Origin of the sequence: Nocardia wallacei (assembly GCF_014466955.1) — a bacterium.
GTDB classification, from domain to species: Bacteria; Actinomycetota; Actinomycetes; order Mycobacteriales; family Mycobacteriaceae; genus Nocardia; species Nocardia wallacei.
The window spans coordinates 6165691-6182962 of record NZ_AP023396.1; the positions used below are offsets into that span (position 1 = coordinate 6165691).

At 70.4% G+C, this 17272-nt stretch carries 16 protein-coding genes; 6 read left to right on the forward strand and 10 right to left on the reverse strand.

Annotated elements, in window-relative coordinates:
• Positions 1–258 precede the first annotated feature (258 nt).
• The 6 genes from NWFMUON74_RS27390 to NWFMUON74_RS27415 all read right to left on the reverse strand — a co-directional run bounded on the left by NWFMUON74_RS27390 (position 259) and on the right by NWFMUON74_RS27415 (position 5978).
• Positions 259–879 carry an alpha/beta fold hydrolase gene (locus tag NWFMUON74_RS27390; protein WP_187684640.1) on the reverse strand — a complete coding sequence of 207 codons (621 nt, stop codon included), beginning with the start codon at positions 877–879 and terminating at the stop codon, positions 259–261.
• The gene (gene biuH / locus NWFMUON74_RS27395) at positions 876–1562 is read right to left on the reverse strand and encodes a biuret amidohydrolase (RefSeq protein WP_187684641.1); all 687 of its coding nucleotides are present in this window, start codon (positions 1560–1562) and stop codon (positions 876–878) included. The genes NWFMUON74_RS27390 and biuH overlap by 4 nt, the downstream gene beginning before the upstream one ends.
• Complete coding sequence (locus NWFMUON74_RS27400; protein ID WP_187684642.1) at positions 1559–2857, reverse strand: cytosine permease; 1299 nt, start codon at positions 2855–2857, stop codon at positions 1559–1561. Before NWFMUON74_RS27400 ends, biuH begins: the two co-directional genes overlap by 4 nt.
• Positions 2854–3900, reverse strand: a complete 1047-nt coding sequence (gene atzD, locus NWFMUON74_RS27405; protein ID WP_187684643.1) for a cyanuric acid amidohydrolase — start codon at positions 3898–3900, stop codon at positions 2854–2856. The genes NWFMUON74_RS27400 and atzD overlap by 4 nt, the downstream gene beginning before the upstream one ends.
• A complete protein-coding gene (locus NWFMUON74_RS27410) occupies positions 3897–5213 on the reverse strand; it encodes a nucleobase:cation symporter-2 family protein (RefSeq protein WP_187684644.1) in 1317 nt (438 codons plus the stop codon). Before NWFMUON74_RS27410 ends, atzD begins: the two co-directional genes overlap by 4 nt.
• 120 nt (positions 5214–5333) lie before the next feature.
• Positions 5334–5978 carry a GntR family transcriptional regulator gene (locus NWFMUON74_RS27415; RefSeq protein ID WP_232110624.1) on the reverse strand — a complete coding sequence of 215 codons (645 nt, stop codon included), beginning with the start codon at positions 5976–5978 and terminating at the stop codon, positions 5334–5336.
• A 79-nt stretch (positions 5979–6057) separates the two neighbouring features.
• Between NWFMUON74_RS27415 and NWFMUON74_RS27420 the strand changes: the two genes are divergently transcribed.
• Positions 6058–6267, forward strand: a complete 210-nt coding sequence (locus NWFMUON74_RS27420; RefSeq protein ID WP_187684646.1) for a hypothetical protein — start codon at positions 6058–6060, stop codon at positions 6265–6267.
• A gap of 4 nt (positions 6268–6271) precedes the next feature.
• Here the strand turns inward: NWFMUON74_RS27420 and NWFMUON74_RS27425 are convergent, their stop codons facing one another.
• The gene (locus tag NWFMUON74_RS27425) at positions 6272–7186 is read right to left on the reverse strand and encodes an alpha/beta hydrolase family protein (protein WP_232110625.1); all 915 of its coding nucleotides are present in this window, start codon (positions 7184–7186) and stop codon (positions 6272–6274) included.
• A gap of 50 nt (positions 7187–7236) precedes the next feature.
• The gene (locus NWFMUON74_RS27430; RefSeq protein ID WP_187689457.1) at positions 7237–9348 is read right to left on the reverse strand and encodes an acyltransferase family protein; all 2112 of its coding nucleotides are present in this window, start codon (positions 9346–9348) and stop codon (positions 7237–7239) included.
• 265 nt (positions 9349–9613) lie between these two features.
• Here NWFMUON74_RS27430 and NWFMUON74_RS27435 point away from each other — a divergent pair, with 265 nt between their 5' ends.
• Positions 9614–10186 carry an Rv1733c family protein gene (locus NWFMUON74_RS27435; protein ID WP_187684647.1) on the forward strand — a complete coding sequence of 191 codons (573 nt, stop codon included), beginning with the start codon at positions 9614–9616 and terminating at the stop codon, positions 10184–10186.
• 354 nt (positions 10187–10540) lie between these two features.
• Positions 10541–12229 (forward strand): serine/threonine-protein kinase, encoded by a 1689-nt coding sequence (locus NWFMUON74_RS27440; RefSeq protein WP_187684648.1) that lies wholly within the window; start codon positions 10541–10543, stop codon positions 12227–12229.
• A gap of 24 nt (positions 12230–12253) precedes the next feature.
• On the opposite strand, the gene NWFMUON74_RS27445 is transcribed toward NWFMUON74_RS27440, so the two are convergent.
• The gene (locus NWFMUON74_RS27445; RefSeq protein WP_197986919.1) at positions 12254–12988 is read right to left on the reverse strand and encodes an FHA domain-containing protein; all 735 of its coding nucleotides are present in this window, start codon (positions 12986–12988) and stop codon (positions 12254–12256) included.
• A 283-nt stretch (positions 12989–13271) separates the two neighbouring features.
• On the opposite strand from NWFMUON74_RS27445, the gene NWFMUON74_RS27450 reads away from it, so the two are divergent.
• The 3 genes from NWFMUON74_RS27450 to NWFMUON74_RS27460 all read left to right on the forward strand — a co-directional run bounded on the left by NWFMUON74_RS27450 (position 13272) and on the right by NWFMUON74_RS27460 (position 15390).
• Complete coding sequence (locus tag NWFMUON74_RS27450) at positions 13272–13820, forward strand: TerD family protein (RefSeq protein ID WP_187684650.1); 549 nt, start codon at positions 13272–13274, stop codon at positions 13818–13820.
• A gap of 88 nt (positions 13821–13908) precedes the next feature.
• Complete coding sequence (locus NWFMUON74_RS27455; RefSeq protein ID WP_187684651.1) at positions 13909–14346, forward strand: nuclear transport factor 2 family protein; 438 nt, start codon at positions 13909–13911, stop codon at positions 14344–14346.
• Between the two features lie 36 nt (positions 14347–14382).
• Entirely contained in the window at positions 14383–15390 is a 1008-nt protein-coding gene (locus NWFMUON74_RS27460; protein WP_187684652.1) for an MsnO8 family LLM class oxidoreductase, read from the forward strand.
• 100 nt (positions 15391–15490) lie between these two features.
• Here NWFMUON74_RS27460 and ctaD read toward each other — a convergent pair whose 3' ends face one another.
• The gene (gene ctaD / locus NWFMUON74_RS27465; protein WP_187684653.1) at positions 15491–17230 is read right to left on the reverse strand and encodes an aa3-type cytochrome oxidase subunit I; all 1740 of its coding nucleotides are present in this window, start codon (positions 17228–17230) and stop codon (positions 15491–15493) included.
• Positions 17231–17272 lie beyond the last annotated feature (42 nt).

Sequence of the window (17272 nt, forward strand, 5' to 3'; positions counted from 1 at the left end):
CGACCACCACACCAACACTCCCGCACCAACGGCCCAACGCACCCGCACCGCCACACACCAACAGCGCCACACACCCACACCCCACACACCAACGGCCCTACGCACCCGCACTCCCACACACCAACGGCCCTACGCACCGCACTCCCACACACCGACAGCGCTACGCACCGCGCTGCCACAACCCAGCGGCGCGACGCACCTGCCGAGGCCGTCGACTATCGCCCCCGGGCACGCCGCTCAACATGCAGCGCGCCGCCTTCACTCCGCGAAAGACGCGAGCAGGTGGGGGTTGGCCAAGCCGCCTTCCAGGTGCGCGGCGTGGCCGACGCCGGGCAGGACCAGGCGGCGGGTGTTCAGGAACCGCGCGAGTGCCGTGACCGCGCGGTGGCGCGGGCCGGGCGAGAGTTCGCCGACGGAGAGCACGATGCGATCGGGGGCGGGGAGCGGAGTGGGCTCGAACGCGGCGAACATGGCGAACTCGGCGGCGACCGTCGCCCGTGTCGCGCGGGTGCGGCCGGGCTGCCACGCCGGGCCGTAGAGCGCGTGCCCGAATCCCTCGATTCCGCCCGAAGCCAGCCCGGCCGCCACGTGGTCCAGCAGGCCCGGGGCGAGTGAGCCCGCGGCGGGTTCGTGCAGCAACGCACCGGCCAGCGGCACCCCGCGGGCCGCCAGTTCCAGGCCGAGGGTCGCCCCGCCGCTGACGCCGAACACGAAGGCGCCCAAGCACATCGGGGCGAGGAAGGCGATCTCGGTGTCCAGGTCCCCGGACTGCGGGCGGTCCGGGGCGAGCACCTCTGCGGTCCCGGACAGCGCGGCGGCCGTCGCGTCCCAGACCCGGGAATCGGTCGCGGCGCCGTGGATCAGGACGACACGTCTCATACGCCGAGCACGGCGAGCAGTTCCGCCGAGGTCGCCACCGCGCCGAAGATGCCGCCCTGCATGGTCACCATACTCAGCGCCGCCTCGTGGTGCCGGCGCTCGGTCGCGCCCGTGCAGTCCGACAGCAGCAGGCATTCGTAGCCGCGGTCGTTGGCCTCGCGCATGGTGGTGTGCACGCACACGTCGGTGGTGATGCCGGTCAGCACGAGATGGGTGATGCCGCGGGTGCGCAACAACAGGTCCAGGTCGGTGGCGTAGAACGCGCCCTTGCCGGGCTTGTCGATCACCGGCTCGTCCGGCAGCGGCGCCACTTCGGGCACGATTTCCCAACCGGGTTCGCCGCGCACCAGGATGCGCCCGCACGGGCCGACGCTGCCGATCTCGGCGCCGACGCGCGCCGAGCGCCAGCGCTTGTTGGCGGGCAGATCGGCCAGGTCCGGGCGATGCCCTTCGCGGGTGTGGATCACGGTGAGGCCGCGGCGGCGGGCCGCGGCGAGCACGCGCGCGGTCGGCTCCAGTCCGGCGCGGGTGAGAGCGAGGTCGTAGCCCATCCGGTCGACGTATCCCCCGGGCCCGCAGAAATCGGTCTGCCAGTCGATGAGCAGCAGTGCGGTGCGGGCCGGATCGACGGCGCCGTCGAACGGCCAGGCGTAGGGCCGCGCGGCCACGGTCGGCAGGGTCATACCCGAATCTCCTTGTCTCGAGCGGTAATCGCGCACGCGGCGGTGAAAACGACCGCGGCGGTCAGCAGGCCCACCACGGCATCGGACAGCTGCGGCGCGCAGGCATGGGTGAGCAGCGCGGCGGCCGAACCACCGAACCACCCGGCGAACGGCGGCCAGCGCAGCGCGCGCACCCGGCCGCGGGCGCCGAGACCGAAGCGCGGCAGGACGAGCTGGTCGAGAATGACCACCGCGCCGATCGGCGGCACGATCACGCCCAGCAGATTCAGCCACTGCTCGAACCACGACCAGATCCCGGCGACCGCCAGAATCACCCCGGCCGTGCCGAGCACGATGGTGAGCCGCCGCATCCGGCCGCGGGTGAGCTGACTCCAGCCGACCGCGCCGTTGTAGAGGCAGTGCGTGCACACCGAGCCGAGATTGACGAATACGAAGGCCACGGCCAGCGGCACCAGCAGTCCGCCGTGCTCGATGAGCAGGCCGAGAAAGTCGCCGCCGGCGGTGCCCGGATCTCGCGCGCCGCCGAGCGCGACGATCAGTCCGCCGATGACGAGCGCGATCGTCTGCCCGATCGGGAAGGCCGAGAACGCCGCGAGGAAACCCTCGCGGCCGCTGCGCGACCACCGCGTGAAGTCCGCCGTCATCGTCCCCGAATCCACGAACGACGCGATGACCAGCGTGACCGCCGCGCCGAAGCTCATCACACCCGTGCCCTGGTAGGTGGTGGGCGAGGCGGGCGCGTCGGCGGCGGCCAGCCCGACGGCCACCAGGCCGAGCACCACGTAGAACGGCGCGGCGATCATGCCGATCACCGACAGCGCCCGGATTCCGAGCAGCGTGACGGCGACGAACGCGACTCCGGTGCCGAGCGTGGTGAGTCGCTCGTTCCAGCCCAGGCTGTCGTGCAGGATCGCCCCGGCCATCCCGGTCTGGAAGGCGAACCAGCCGATCACGACGGTCGCGAGGAAGCCGGACGGGATCGCGGCGGCGCGGCGGCCGAAGGTCTCCGCCGCGGTGAGCGCGAAATTCTTGCCCGTGCGTCCCGCGAGGTAACTCAGCGCGCCGACGTAGAGCATCAGGATCAGGCTGCCGGTCGCGATGGCGAGCATCCCGCGGCCGAAGCCGAGCGACGCCACGATCAGACCGCCGAAGATGGCGCAGGTCAGCACCATCGGGAACCCGAACCACACGGCCGAGACGGACCACAGTCCGCGCCGGTGCTCGGCGGGTACCGGTACGTCCTCGAACTCCTCGATGCCCGGACCCGGCGTGCCGGTGATCGTGGTGGTGGTCATCGCCGCACCTCCGGCAGCTCGTATACGACGGTGATACTGCCGCCACCCGGACGGCCTTGATGCTCGGCGCCGCCGGAGACGTAGATCGCGCCGTCGCCCTTGAGCGCGGCGAGCAGACCGCCGACGGCGGCGCGGGCGTGGCGGGTGGCGTTGACATCGGAGTCGGTGAGCATGGTGTGCCGGTGACCGCGCACCGCGCCCGACGGGTCGGCCTCGGCCTTGGCGAAGATCTGCCGCACGGTGCCGCCGCGCCGCGCGACCTCGTCGAGCAGTGCGGTCACCGCCGCGAGGTCGAGCGCGTCGGCCATCTCGCCGTGCAGTGCCCGCAGCGGATTGGCGGCCGCGGCGCTCTCGGCGACGACGAGGACGTGGCAGTCGTCGAGTTCGGCTCCGGCGCTTGCCGATGCCCGCGCCGACGATACCTCGGCGGTCCCCGCCAACGCCGCCGCCGCGGTGCCGGTATCGCATTCACCCAGCGCGACCGCGATCCCGAGCGCACTGGCCGCGCGGGAGCGGCCCATCGACTCGTAGGTGTCCTCGCAGACCGGCTCCAGCCCGGCGACCCGCAGCGCGGCGATCTTGGCTGAGGTCAGCAACGGACACTTCACCAGCACGAAATGCACGTCCGCGGCCGCGACACCGAGTTCGGAGACGAGCTTGCCGACCGTCTCGGCGACGGCCGCGACCTGCGCGGGCCGCCCGATCTCCGCCGGGTCCAGCGCGCGGGTGCGTCCCGCGGCGGCGACCAGGCCGCGGTCGAATCCCGGATGCCGGGTCTCGTCGCGGACGAACAGGTTGACGTGCGGGCTCAGCACGCCCTCGGTGCCGCCGGAGAACACGGTGACCGCGGCCTCGGGCAACAGGGGTTCCCAGACCGCGGCGGCCAGGGTGCGGCTGAAGTCGTTGACGCAGCCGTTGCCCTCGGTCTTGCCGATGACGGCGACCACGTCGGCGGCGCGATGCCCGGCGGCGGTGAGCGCGGTCAGCGCGCGGACGTCGGCGGGACCGGCCGTGGGCACGGTGAGCAGGGTTATCGGGGTCATGCGGAGGCGCTCCTGCGAGACAGCGGGCCGAGATGGTGGAAGGCGAGATTGAGGCCGAAGGCGACGATGACCGTGCTGGTGACGGCCCCGCCGAAGATGATCTCGGCCGCCGACGGCAGCCCGGAGTACACGCCGGGCGAGACGATCGGGATCATCCCGGCGCCCATCGCCAGCGACACGATCAGCAGATTGCCGCTGCCGGAGAAATCGACCTTCGCGATGGTCGCGATGCCTACTCCGGCGACGGTGGCGAACATGACGAGGCTGACCGATCCGATCACCACGTCCGGCAGGCTCGCCACCAATTCGCCCATCTTCGGCGCCAGGCCCAGCGCGACGAGAATGCCCCCGGCCACCCCGGCGACCCGCCGGCTGGTCACGCCGGTCATCCGCACCAGGCTGACATTCTGCGCGAACACGGTGTCGGGGAACGAGGTCAGGAATCCGGCCAGCAACGCGGACACTCCGTCGGCGGCGAGCCCGCGAGCCAGCCGCGCGGGTGCCACACTCTCGCCGGTGGTCTCCGAGACGGCCAGCAGGTAGGCCGTCGACTCGGTATAGATCACCAGCATGACCAGGCACATCGAGATGATCCCGGCGACCGGGAAGGTCGGCGCGCCGAACAGGAACAGCTGCGGTAACCCGAACCAGCCCGCCCCGCCGACACCGGCGAAATCGGTCATCGAGAGCAGTGCGGCCACGCCGGTCCCGAGCACCAGGGCGATCAGCACCGCCGACTGCGCGAGCAGACCCCGGCCGTAACGCAGCAACGCCACGATCAGCAGCACGATGCCCGCCGCCAACGCCAGTCGCGCGCCACCGGCCGGTTGGTCACCGAAGATCATCGTGACCGAATTGCCGATCAGCGACAGTCCGATCATCGTCACCGCCGCACCCCGCACGACCGGCGGGAAGAACCGGATCAGCCGCGAGAACGGCACGGCGACAAGGACACCGAAGATACCGGCGGCGATCATCGCGCCGTAGACCGCGGACAGTCCGTACTCCTGGCCGATCAGGATCATCGGCGTGACCGCGGTGAACGACGCTCCGACCACGACGGGCATCCGCGCGCCGAGCAGGCGGCCGAGCCCGGCGGCCTGCACCACCGTGATCACACCGGCGACCAGCAGGTCTGCGTTGACCAGCACGGCCACGGTCGATTTCGCGAGGCCCAGCGCCGCCCCGAAAACGAGCGGCACGGTGACGCAACCGGCGTACATCACCAGCACGTGCTGCAGGCCGAAAAGTACTGTGCGCCAAGCGGACAGGTGGTGGGGTGGTGATTCGGTGCCGAGTGCGGCGGCGGTCATGCGGGCCTCCAGCGGACGAGCTATCTCACTGGAGATTTGTATACAAAGAGTATTTCTACTGCGTTTCCATTGGTTCAAGCCGCGTTACGGCCCAGCAAAGCGCAAAGGTTTGTATACGACCTAGTCGTTTCGCAGGCCCGCCACCAATGCCTCATCCTTCGCGATGTGCTCACCCATCAGATAGCCGGCTTGGATCGGCGATCGGCCGAGGATCGCCTGGGCGATGGCCGCGTGATCGCTCCACGAACCGGCCGTGCGAGCCTCCAGCTGCTGATCGAAGATCCACGACACCCGCCCGAGGATCTGGCCGAGCATGATCTGGAGCTGATGATTGCCCGAAGCGCGCCCGACCAGCGTGTGGAATTGCACGATCAGCGCGGGCAGCTCGTCGGGCGCGGCGGTGCTGCGCCCCAGCTCGACGACCCGCCGCAGTTCGTCGGCGACCTCTCCCCCGCCTCGCTCGGCGGCCAACTGCGCCGCCAGCACCTCGAGACCGCGCCGCACCTGCACCAGCTCCAGCGCGGCCGCACCCGCGGTGTCCGACACCGTCGCGCCGCGATACCGGACCAGGGTCACGAATCCTTCACTGTGTAACTGCGACAACGCTTCTCGGATCGGCACTCGCGAAACCTCGAAGCGCCGTGCCAGATCCGTCTCGCGCAGCCGGTCGCCCGGCGCCAGACGCCCCGCGAGGATGTCCTCCCGCACCGCGTGCGCGATCGCCTCCCGCGGTGCCACTCCGATACTCTCTTCACCGGCGGCCACGCCGAGAGCGTAGCGGCCGGCGGCGTGCCGGGGCCGCAGCTGCCATGATGGAAGGGCCGCCGGAACGGGGAGGATCGTCATGCGTCTGATCTCGCTGCTGATGTTCGTGTGGTTGATCGTCGGAGTGGTGGCCGCCGGCCAGCGGGGCTATTTCACCCAGATGTCGCAGAGCTGCGGCGATTTCGGCACCATCGCGCTGAATGTGCTCGCCGGTCCGCTGAATTACCTCGGTGTCGACCCCAAGGTCACCGAATGCACACTCCCCGAACCCAGTTCGACGCCGTCGTGACCGTTCAGCGCTCCCGTGCGACGTTGTCGAGGATGGTCTTCCACGCGCCGGCCCAGGCCGCCGAGGCGGGCGCGGTGAACTCGGCGTGGCCCACACCGGGCAGGATCTGCAGATCCGTCGAATTCCCGGCGCGGGTGGCGGCGGCGACGTAGCGACGGCTCTGTTCGAGGTCCACTACCCGGTCGGCCTCCCCGTGCAGCGCGCTGACATGTATGCCGCGCGGCAGCTGTTCGATCGGGGACGCCGCCAGGTAGCGGTCGGGAACCTCGTCCGGGGTGCCGCCGAGCAGCTTGCGCACCGCCCCGTCGCGGCCGTTCCGCACCGCCAGCACCGGGTCCAGCACCCCGGCCAGCACGGTGAGACTGCGGATCCGAACCGCTTGCCGGGCACCGGGATTCGCCGCGTGCCGCCCCGCCGCCAACGCGGCCAGATGGCCACCGGCGGAGTGCCCGGCCAGATGCACGCGCCGCAGGTCCAGCCGCCCGCCGCAACGCTGCTGGACCACGGTCGCCAGCGCCTCGACGGCCTGGTCGACGTCGGTGAGGGTGACCGGCCAGCCCCCGGCGCCGTTCACCCGCCGGTACTCGATGTTCCAGACCGCCACACCCTGCTGGGCCAGTGCCGTGGACTGCGGGGCGAACTGCGCCAGCGTCCGGTACTGCGCCCAGCTCCCGCCGTGGACCAGCACCACGACCGGATAGGGACCGCGACCGCTCGCGGGCAGGTAGAGATCACCGTAGGTGTCCGCGGCGTTCCCGTAGCCGATGCGCAGCGGCGTATCGGGTGTGGCGGGCGAGCCCGCGGCGACCACCTCGGGAGTCACCGGCTCGACCGCGCCGTATCCGGTGGTGAAGGCCACGGCCGCGGACACCGCCGCGACGGCCAGTGCCCGTAACCGGCCGCGCCTGGTTCTCAGCACGATCGGGCACCTCCGCACTCGGTGATCACTCCCCCGGCAATCCTAGCCGCCTACCACCAGCCGAGTATCGGCTGCAATCGGCGCCCCAGCGGCCCGGCCAGCGACCGGGAGTAGCTGGCCGTCAGGTGATGCTCGTCGTGATAGACGAGCACGTTGCCGCCGACCACCGGGCACACGTCCGGCTCGCAGACGGCGTCGGTCATGTCGATCGGGAAGACGTTGGGGAACCGGGAGGCGGGCTCGAGTTCCGGATCCACCGGGTCCAGCGCGTCCGCCCGGCGCATGCCGCACCCGATCGGATTGCCGCCCTGGGCAAGGCAATCCGCCGCCCGATAGCGCACGCCGTCGCGCCGCAGCCACGGGGTGTCGCGGACTGCGATGACGTTCAGCCCGCGTTCGCCCAGGGCCGACCAGACGTCGAGGTAGTCCTGCGGGGTCTCGTCGCCGCGGTCGTCGCGCGGGCGGGTGCCGGTGGTGAAGACCCAGTCCGGCCGGTCGGCGTCGAGGCGGTCGATGGCCGCGCGGGACCAGTCGCGGCAGTCCGGGATCGACTCGCCCTTGTAGGTGGCGTCCTCGGAGAGCGTAAGCGGGCAACCCATCTTCAGATACACCTGGATCCGGAACGAGTACTGCGCGGCCAGCACCTGCAAGGCCGGAACCCAGTGTTCGGCATGGGAACTCCCGGCCACCGCGAGCGTGCGGGTGGCGTTCGGATCGCCGTAGGTACAGGTGATGACCTCACGGGTGTCCCAGTCCGCGATGCACCCGTCCGCGGTCGGCGGCGGCACATCGGCCGGGGCCTCGAACACGCTGGGACGCATCGAGGCGTGCGGTACGGGCGCGCCGGAGTCCAGCGCCTCCGCACCCGGATACTGCGCCACGTCCAGCCCGGCGACCGCGTGCGGCGGGTTCAGCCTGGTCACCGCGACCTGCCAGGTACCCGCGGCCACGGCCACCAGCACCGCGACCAACGCGACCGCCAGCCCGGCGGCCCGGCGGTAGCCGACGAACGCGGCGAGACCGGCCCGCGCGGGGCGCGTGCGCAACCGCAGCGGCTCCTCGACCCAGCGCTGCGTCACCCACGCCAGCAGCAGCGACGCCACGATCACCAGCAGTCCGCCCGCGAAACCGGCGTCGGTGCGGTTCTGGTCGGCGAGGAAGAAGATCAGGATCGGCCAGTGCCACAGATACAGCGGATAGGCCAGATCGCCCAGCCACCGCGCGGTCCGGCCCGACAGCAGCCGGATCGGCCACGGCGACCGGCCGGCGGTGCGACCGGTGCCCGCGACGATGACGGCCACCGCAGCGCCCACCGGCAGCAGCGCGGCGGGACCGGGAAAACGGTTGGCGCCGTCGGTGATCAGCCATCCGCACAGCACCACCCCCGCCAGACCCAGCCCGCCCAGCACCGCGCGCACGATGCGCGGCGGCGACAGATACGGGGCGGCCAGTGCCAGCCCCGCGCCGATCAGCAACTCCCAGGCCCGCGCTGCGCTGTCGTAATAGTTCCAGCCCTGCTGCGTGGCCGTGCCGTGCGCCGCGTAACCGAACGACAGCAGCGCCGCCGCCACGACCAGCACGCTCAGCACCGGCCGCACGCTCTCCGGACGGCCGACCCAGCGCGCGGCCCGCACCAGCGCCGCGACGACCAGCACGGCCACCAGATAGAACTGGCCCTGCACCGACATCGACCAGAGATGTTGCAGCGGACTCACCGACGGGTCGGCCGCCAGATAATCCGACCACGTCGACGCCAACTGCCAGTTCTGGACGTAGCACAGCGAGGCCAGGGTCTGCGCGGCGATATTCGCCCACTGCGTATACGGCCGCAGCACCACCGCGGCCAGCAGACCGGCGCCGAGCACCACGACCATGGCGGGCAGCAACCGGCGCGCGGTACGGCGCAGCGTGAAAGCCACACCGACGGAACCGGTTTCGTCGGCCCGCCGCAGCAGCAGACCGGTGAAGAAGAAGCCGGACAACACCAGGAACACATCCACGCCGCCGGACACCCGCCCGAACCAGATGTGGAACACCACCACCAGCGCGATGGCCACCCCGCGCAGGCCGTCCAGATCCGCGCGGTAGCCGGAGACCGGCGGCGCGCCGTACCCCGCGAACGAACCGGCAGTCCCTGCCGCCGTGCGGGCCGCTCGATTCATCACCGCGCCGCGAACCACCCCGTCGCCGACAGCGGTCGCTTCCGACCGCGAGCTTGCACAGCAGGATGAAGGCGGATCGACGACGACACGACCATTCTCTTACCACGGGTAAAGATTCCGGGCCACTCGTTCGGAACTCTCGGGCCCGGCCGCGTAGCACCGAGCGTGCCGCGAACGACAAACAGGATGTGAGCGAGCGCCCAGGTCGAACACGGTGTGAATCATGGCCGCCGGGCCGGGGCGACATGGGAAGAGGGTCGTCGAGGTGCAGGATCATCCCTCGATCAGTATTCGCCTGCTACGGGCCGGGCCGTGGAGCGGCAACCCCCTGATGCGTCCGGGCGACCGGGTGCTGGGCGTGCTGCGCGTGGTCGCGGCGCTGGCCTGTCTGGTCGCGGTGCCGTTGGCGGGCGCGGTCGGCACCGCCGTCTACGGCGGCCACGCCGACCGGATTCGCGTCGAGCACGCCACCCGGACGCATGTCGAGGCCACGATAGTCGAGGACCCGCACAGGGTGCGGGCGGCGCGCGGCGGCACCGAGGCCACGGTGCGGTGGGAGCATGACGGGCGCACCGGAACCGCCGTCGTCGCGGTGCCCGCGTCCGCGTCGCGCGGTGCACGGGTGACGGTGTGGCTGGACCCGAGCGGTACCCCGACCGACCCGCCGATCTGGTCCGGCGCGGCCGTTATGGCCGGGATCGCCGCGGGCGCGGCCGTTCTCGCGGCGACCGCGCTGAGCGGGGCGGGCCTGTGTGCCGCGGTGCAGGGCGCGCTGCTGCGCCACCACACCCGGCGGCTGGATTCCGAATGGCGTCAGTTCAGTCCCGGACACCTCTGATCTCCCCGACACCTCTGATCTCCCCGACACCTCTGATCGTCGGGTCGGCCACGAGGTAAACCCGGGGCGCAGCGTGCAGCAACACCTGCGGCGCGTGAAATGCCGGTCCTGGGATGCGCTTGCCGGGAGGTTCCGAAACGGAAATCCGGTTTGACACGCTGCGCCCGGGTAGACGAGGAACGCGACAACGCACACGCTCCGTCCCGTACGCTACGGCCTTCCCGCCGCTGGGCAGTCGTCCGAAATGCCGCCCGGGACAACCGGACCGAGTTGCCGGAACCGCCCTGCCTCGACCGCCCGCACCGTCTACACTGCGCTCGCCGGGATCTGGGGTCGGACTACTAGGGCGGGCGCATGACGAGCGTCGGGGACATCATCGCGGGCCGATACACCTTGCTGGAACTGTTTCTATTGGGCGGCGAGGGCATGGTGTGGCGGGCGGCCGACGAGGAGTTGGGCCGCGACGTCGTCCTGAAGTGCCCGCGCCCGGGCGACGCCGGCAGCGCCGAGCGCCTGCGGACCGCCGCCCGCAACGCGGCCCGGCTGCGGCACCCGCACATCGTCGGCGTGCACGACATCCTCGTCCAGGACGGGGTGTACTGGCTGGTCATGGAGTACGTGCCGGGACGCTCGCTGGCCGAGATCGCCCGCCGGGAACGCGAACTCGACGCGTCGCGAGCCGCCGTCATCGGCGAGCAGATCGCCGCCGCGCTGGCCCACTGCCACGACAACGGCATCCTGCACTGCGACGTCTCGCCCGAGAACATCATCGTCACCGCCGCGGGCGACGCCTTGCTGACCGACTTCGGCAGCTCGCTGGATCTGCGCGACGCACCCACCGGTGAGAGCCCGAAGTTCGATGCGGCACGGGGCAAGTGGCAATATCTGGCCCCCGAGATCGAGCGGGGTGCGCCGCCCGGCCCCAAGGCCGACGTGTTCGCACTGGCCGCGTCGCTGCAGGCCGTCACCGCGCGCCGCCGCCATCCCGGTCCGCTCGAGGCGGTCCTGGCCCAGCAGTTGCGGCCGAGCCCGAATCACCGGCCCACGGCCGCCGCCGCGGCGGCCCGGTACGCCCGCGCCGAGCGCCCCGCGCGCGGCTGGAATCGCGTGCTGTTGCGGCGGACGGCGATCGCGGCGGTGGAGATCGTCGCGGTGGCCTCGTTCGTCGCGGCCGGTGCGATGCTGCCCGTCGCCGCGGCGGACAATCCGGTCGGCGAGCCGCGTACCGCCGATCCCTGCGCGCTGCTCGACCCGGCGGCGCTGGCGCCGTACGGGCGGATCGACCTGACCACCGACGACGCCAACTTCGACACCTGCGACCTGAGGGTGCGGCAGTGGGGCGAGGATTTCCACCCCGACACCGGCCATGTCCGGCTGACACTGTCGGCCGACGCTCCCGAGCAGACCTCGCAGATCGCCTTCACCCGCACCGGGAACGTCACGATCGCCGCCGAACCGCCCAGCGGCACGAGATGCGTTCGCACCCTGATCCTCTCGGCCGGTGGCAATGTCGAGATCACCGGCGAGCGCAAGGTGCCGGACGGGCCGGACCCGTGCGCGCTGGCCGACGCCGTGGTGGTCGGCGCGCGAAATACCCTGTGGCACGGCCCGATTCCACGGCGGCCCAGCCCCTTCGGCGCGAATTCGCTGGCTCGGCACGAGGCCTGCGGACTCGTGGACGGATCGATGCTCGCCCGGGTGCCGGGCATCGACGCGGTCCACCCGGCCGCCGGTTTCGGCGACTGGTCGTGCCGCTGGGACAGCACCATCGACGGTCATCTGACCCTGCGCTTCGACCGCGACACGCTGAAGACGGCCGCGGACGGGCAACCGCTGCTGCTCGCGGGACTGCCCGCCTTCCGCCGCTCGGACCGCAACGACTGCACGGTGCAGCTCGAGTACCGCCGCTTCCGTGGGCCGACGGGCGGCGACCGCGCCGAGGTCGTCGTGATCAGGTACGCCGGAACGCCAGCACCGCCCGAACAACGCTGCGCCACCGTCACCGAGCTGGCGACCGCCGTCGCGAACAACCTGACCCGGTAATCTGCCCCTCCCGCGGCAGGCGCGTCAGCCTTCGCCACCGAAGTCGATCAGGGCCAGATCGCGCGGGACCAGGGTGCCGGACAGCATCAGTTCCTGAATCAGATTGTGGTTCAGCATGTTCCCGATCGGCTGCGGTATCTCGTCGGCGGTCAGTCCGGCCACGCCGAGTCCGGACAGGCGCTGGCGGACACCGAGGACGAGGTCTTCCACCCGGCGGCGCTTCCAGCCCGCGTCCGGCTGGAGGTAGGCGAGTAGCCGCGCGGTCGCGTCCCACGTCCACGGCTGCGGACGCGCCTCGTGCCGCAGGTACCGCTGACCGAGCACGACCAGTGCCAGGCGTTCGGCATCGGTGAGGTCGTAGGACATCGCCGGGCTGGTCACATGCCGGTGCCGCGGGCCGGGCTCGCGCAGTTCGGCATTGCTGACGAAGATCTCCAGCAGATGCTCGCGCCGCTCCGAACCGCGGATGAACAGCGGCGTGTAGCCGGGCTCGAGCGCCACCGGGTCCTCGTCTCGAAACAGCAGGCACGATTCGGCGACCCGGATCGGCTGGGCGCCCAGGTTGCGCACCCACCATCGGCCGTCGCCGCACCGCAGGGTGCCCTGGTGGCGGCTGATCCGCAGATCGTTCTCCCCGACGCAGACGTGCACCAGCGGCCGGTTGCGGCCGAAGACCACCTCCCGCCCCTCCTTAGGGCCGAAGCTGACCCCGCCGACGAGCGACAGCGCCGACACCGTCCCCGCCACCGGTGCCGACACGCCTCGGGCGAGGCTGTCGTGCGAGGCAGGCAACCGCCGTCCACCTACGGGTTCCAACGTGCCGCACATCCGAATCACCCTGCCTCTCCGCTGCCGAGTCGCCGCTGCACCGATCCTGACATCGGCCTCCGGGACCGGTCCCGGAAATGTGCTGCGACGGGCGCCCGGGACCGGAATGCGGTCGGGGCGGGCCGCCGCCCCGGGGCCCGGATGCGGTTAGGGTAAGCCGCGAATCGCTTGGCGGTCCGACGGTTTCGGGGTCGCCGGAGGAAGGGGAGAGACGGTGCTCGTTCCGCTGCACGACGACGGCGGCGCCCCGCTGGACTACATCGGCATGGCGCTGGGCTGGGCCCCGGCGCTGGGCCGGCGCTGGTTCGGGGCACGCCGACGGCCGATCGACCTCAATGCCGCCGCGCTGCTGTTCGAGGGTCATCGGCTGCTGGAGGTCGTCTATCACGAACACTTCGACACAGCCGACGGTGCCGTCCGCCTGCACGGCGACAATGTCACCGGCGTGGGCCGCGGCGACGACGAGGTGCTCACGGTCGAGTTCACTCTGCTGCCGGACGCCGTCGACGCGGTGGTCCTGCTGATCACCTGCTACACCGACCAGACCTTCGACGACATCGACAGGGCGTTCTTCCGCCTGTTCGACGCCGACTCCGGCGCCGAGGTCGCCCGGTACAACCTGCCCCGCGGGCCGCACACCGGGCTGGTGGCGGGCGTGCTGGAACGCGGGTCCGACGAGTGGCGATTCCGGCAGGTCGTCGAGGGCATCGCGGCGCGGCACCCGGCCGATGCCGTCCCGCTACTGACCCGGTATCTCGGCTGAGGGCGCCGCCGATTCGCCGGTTTCCGCCCGCCCGCCGCCGAGTCCTGGTGACATGGTTGCCGGTGCGCGGCACCGGGAGGAGGCGAATATGTGGTCGCTACAGCAGATTTCGGACCGGCTGGAGATCGAGGATCTGATGGTCCGGTACTCGCACGCGGTCGACACCCGGCAGTGGGAGTTGCTCGACGAGATCTTCACTGCGGACGCGGAGATCGACTACACCGCGATGGGCGGGCCCAAGGGCGGCCTGGCGGAGACGAAAAGCTTTCTGGCGCAGACGATGCCGAATTTCCTGGCGTTCCAGCATCTCATCGCCAACTCTTCGATCACCGTCGACGGCGACCGGGCCACAGGGCGAACCATGTGTCACAACCCGATGGTCGTCGCCGACCAGGCGGGCAAGCAGAGCCTGATGCTGTGCGGCCTGTGGTACCTCGACACCTTCGAGCGGGTCGACGGCCGCTGGCGTATCGCCCGCCGCGAGGAGGAGAAGAGCTACCTGTTCGTCGCGCCGTCGGCGGGCTGAACGGAATCAGCGGGCTTCGCGTGCGTTGTCCTGACTATGACATCGTTGCAGTCGGTACGGTTCTCGATCCTGGACCGTTCCCGCGTCCGGCAGGGTCAGTCCCATCCGGCGGCGCTGCGGGACACCGTCGAGTTCGCGCAGCTGGCGGAGCGGTGGGGCTATCACCGATTCTGGGTGTCGGAACATCACAGCGTGCCGGGCGTCGCCGGGTCGGCCCCGACCGTGCTGGCCGCCGCCGTCGCCGCGGCCACCGAGCGGATCCGGGTGGGCACCGGCGGCGTGATGCTGCCCAACCACCAACCGCTCGTGGTGGCCGAGCAGTTCGGCGTGCTGGAGTCGCTGTTCCCGGGCCGCATCGATATGGGCCTGGGCAGGTCGGTCGGCTTCACCGGGGGCATCCGGCGCGCGCTCGGGCACGACCGGGAGGCCGCCGACGACTTCGACACCCAGCTCACCGAACTGCTCGGCTACTTCACGGATGGGCGGGACGGGGTGCACGCCTGGCCCGCCGAGGGTCTGCGAGTTCCGGCGTTCCTGCTTGCCATCGGTTCCGGCGCCGAGCGGGCCGCTCGGTTCGGGCTGCCGCTGGTGATCGCGGCCGCGCACGGCGAGGACGCGATGGTGCGCTCGATCGAGCAGTACCGCACGGACTTCCGGCCCACGCCGTGGGGTGGCGCGCCCACCGTGATCGTGTCCGCGTCGGTGGTCGTCGCCGACTCCGCCGAGCAGGCCCGGCGGCTGCTGATGCCGGAGGCGTGGTCGGCCGCGTATTCCCGCACCCGCGGCGAATTCCCCGCATTGCTACCGCCCGAGGCCATCGATCCAGCGACGATGACCGAACGCGAACGACGCCTCTTCGACGAATCCATGCGGGGACAACTGGCAGGTACCGAGGACACCGTCGCGGCCGGACTCGAGCGCCTGCTCGAACGCACCGACGCCGACGAGATACTCGTCCACACCAGCACCTACGACCGCGCGGCCAAGCTGGAATCGCATCGGCGGCTGGCACGACTGGCGGGGCTCGCGCGAATCCCCACATAAAAAGCTCTGTGCCCCATGTCGGGGCACAGAGCCTTGGTCGCCTCGAGGGCACGAACCAGTGCCGAGCCTATTTCCACTCGAACACCGATCCGAGCGGATACTAACTCGGCACGACCGGATGGTCGCGGACGTCGCCGTGCGGGTTGCGCCGGAATCCCACGTGCGCCTCGGCCCGCATTCGCTCGATCATGTGCGGGTAGTGCAGTTCGAACGCCGGACGCTCCGACCGGATGCGCGGCAACTCGTAGAAATTGTGCCGCGGCGGCGGGCAGGTGGTGGCCCACTCCAGCGAACTGCCGTAACCCCACGGATCGTCCACCGTGACGACCTCACCGTAGCGGTAGCTCTTGAAGACGTTCCAGATGAACGGCAACACCGAGGCGCCCAGGATGAAGGCGCCGATAGTCGAAATCGTGTTCAACAGCGTGAAATTGTCCGTCGGGAGGTAGTCGGCGTAGCGGCGCGGAAATCCCTCGGCACCCGCCCAGTGCTGCACCAGGAACGTGGTGTGGAAGCCGACGAATGTGGTCCAGAAGTGCCATTTTCCGAGCCGCTCGTCCAGCATCCGGCCGGTCATCTTCGGGAACCAGAAGTAGATGCCGGCGTAGGTGGCGAACGCGATCGTCCCGAACAGCACGTAGTGGAAGTGCGCCACGACGAAATAGCTGTCCGAGACGTGGAAGTCCAGCGGCGGGCTGGCCAGGATGACACCCGACAGCCCACCGAACAGGAACGTCACGATGAAGCCGACCGAGAACAGCATCGGCGACTCGAAGGTCAACTGCCCCTTCCACATCGTGCCGATCCAGTTGAAGAACTTCACGCCCGTCGGCACCGCGATCAGGAACGTCATGAACGAGAAGAACGGCAGCAGCACCGCACCGGTGGCGAACATGTGGTGCGCCCACACGGCGATGGACAGGGCCGCGATCGCGAACGTCGCGTAGACCAGGGCGGTGTATCCGAAGATCGGCTTGCGGCTGAATACGGGGAAGATCTCCGTCACGATGCCGAAGAACGGCAGCGCGATGATGTACACCTCCGGATGCCCGAAGTACCAGAACAGGTGCTGATACAGGATCGGCCCGCCGCTCGCCGCGTCGTAGATGTGGCCGCCGAGGTGCCGGTCGTAGGCCAGCGCCATCAGCGCCGCGGTGAGAATGGGGAAGGCCAGCAGGATCAGCACGCTGGTGACGACGATGTTCCAGGTGAAGATCGGCATCCGGAACAGGGTCATTCCCGGGCAGCGCAGGCACACCACGGTCGTGATCATGTTGACGCCGCCGAGAATGGTGCCCAGACCCGAGACCGCGAGGCCGAGAATCCACAGGTCCGCGCCGACGCCCGGGGCGTGCACGATATCCGACAGCGGGGTGTAGGCGGTCCAGCCGAAATCGGCCGCGCCGCCCGGGGTGACGAAACCGGCCGTCGCCATCGTCGCGCCGAACAGATACAGCCAATAGCTGAAGGCGTTGAGACGCGGGAAGGCCACGTCCGGTGCGCCGATCTGCAAGGGCAGCACGATATTCGCGAACGCGAACACGATGGCGGTGGCGTAGAACAGCAGCATGATCGTGCCGTGCATGGTGAACAGCTGATTGAACTGTTCCGGCGACAGGAATTGCAGACCCGGACGCGCCAATTCGCCGCGCATCAGCAGCGCCATCACGCCGCCGATGAGGAAGAATGTCATGGCCGTGGTCAGATACATCTGGCCCAGCATCTTCGGGTCTGTCGTGGTGATCGCCTTGTACAGGAACGACCCTTTCGGGCCGCCTCGCGCCGGATAGGGCCGCACGGCCTCGAGCTGGTCCTCCGGTTTCGGAGATACAGCAGTCAACACATCCTCCTAGGTCGTTCCCGCAACTCGTCCGCGCTGACG

What these genes read in the sequence shown, in the direction of transcription:
- NWFMUON74_RS27390 (WP_187684640.1), bottom strand. Translation starts at nt 879, where the DNA reads ATGAGACGTGTCGTCCTGATCCACGGCGCCGCGACCGATTCCCGGGTC.
- biuH (WP_187684641.1), bottom strand. Translation starts at nt 1,562, where the DNA reads ATGACCCTGCCGACCGTGGCCGCGCGGCCCTACGCCTGGCCGTTCGAC.
- NWFMUON74_RS27400 (WP_187684642.1), bottom strand. Translation starts at nt 2,857, where the DNA reads ATGACCACCACCACGATCACCGGCACGCCGGGTCCGGGCATCGAGGAG.
- atzD (WP_187684643.1), bottom strand. Translation starts at nt 3,900, where the DNA reads ATGACCCCGATAACCCTGCTCACCGTGCCCACGGCCGGTCCCGCCGAC.
- NWFMUON74_RS27410 (WP_187684644.1), bottom strand. Translation starts at nt 5,213, where the DNA reads ATGACCGCCGCCGCACTCGGCACCGAATCACCACCCCACCACCTGTCC.
- NWFMUON74_RS27420 (WP_187684646.1), top strand. Translation starts at nt 6,058, where the DNA reads ATGCGTCTGATCTCGCTGCTGATGTTCGTGTGGTTGATCGTCGGAGTG.
- NWFMUON74_RS27430 (WP_187689457.1), bottom strand. Translation starts at nt 9,348, where the DNA reads ATGAATCGAGCGGCCCGCACGGCGGCAGGGACTGCCGGTTCGTTCGCG.
- NWFMUON74_RS27440 (WP_187684648.1), top strand. Translation starts at nt 10,541, where the DNA reads ATGACGAGCGTCGGGGACATCATCGCGGGCCGATACACCTTGCTGGAA.
- NWFMUON74_RS27455 (WP_187684651.1), top strand. Translation starts at nt 13,909, where the DNA reads ATGTGGTCGCTACAGCAGATTTCGGACCGGCTGGAGATCGAGGATCTG.
- NWFMUON74_RS27460 (WP_187684652.1), top strand. Translation starts at nt 14,383, where the DNA reads ATGACATCGTTGCAGTCGGTACGGTTCTCGATCCTGGACCGTTCCCGC.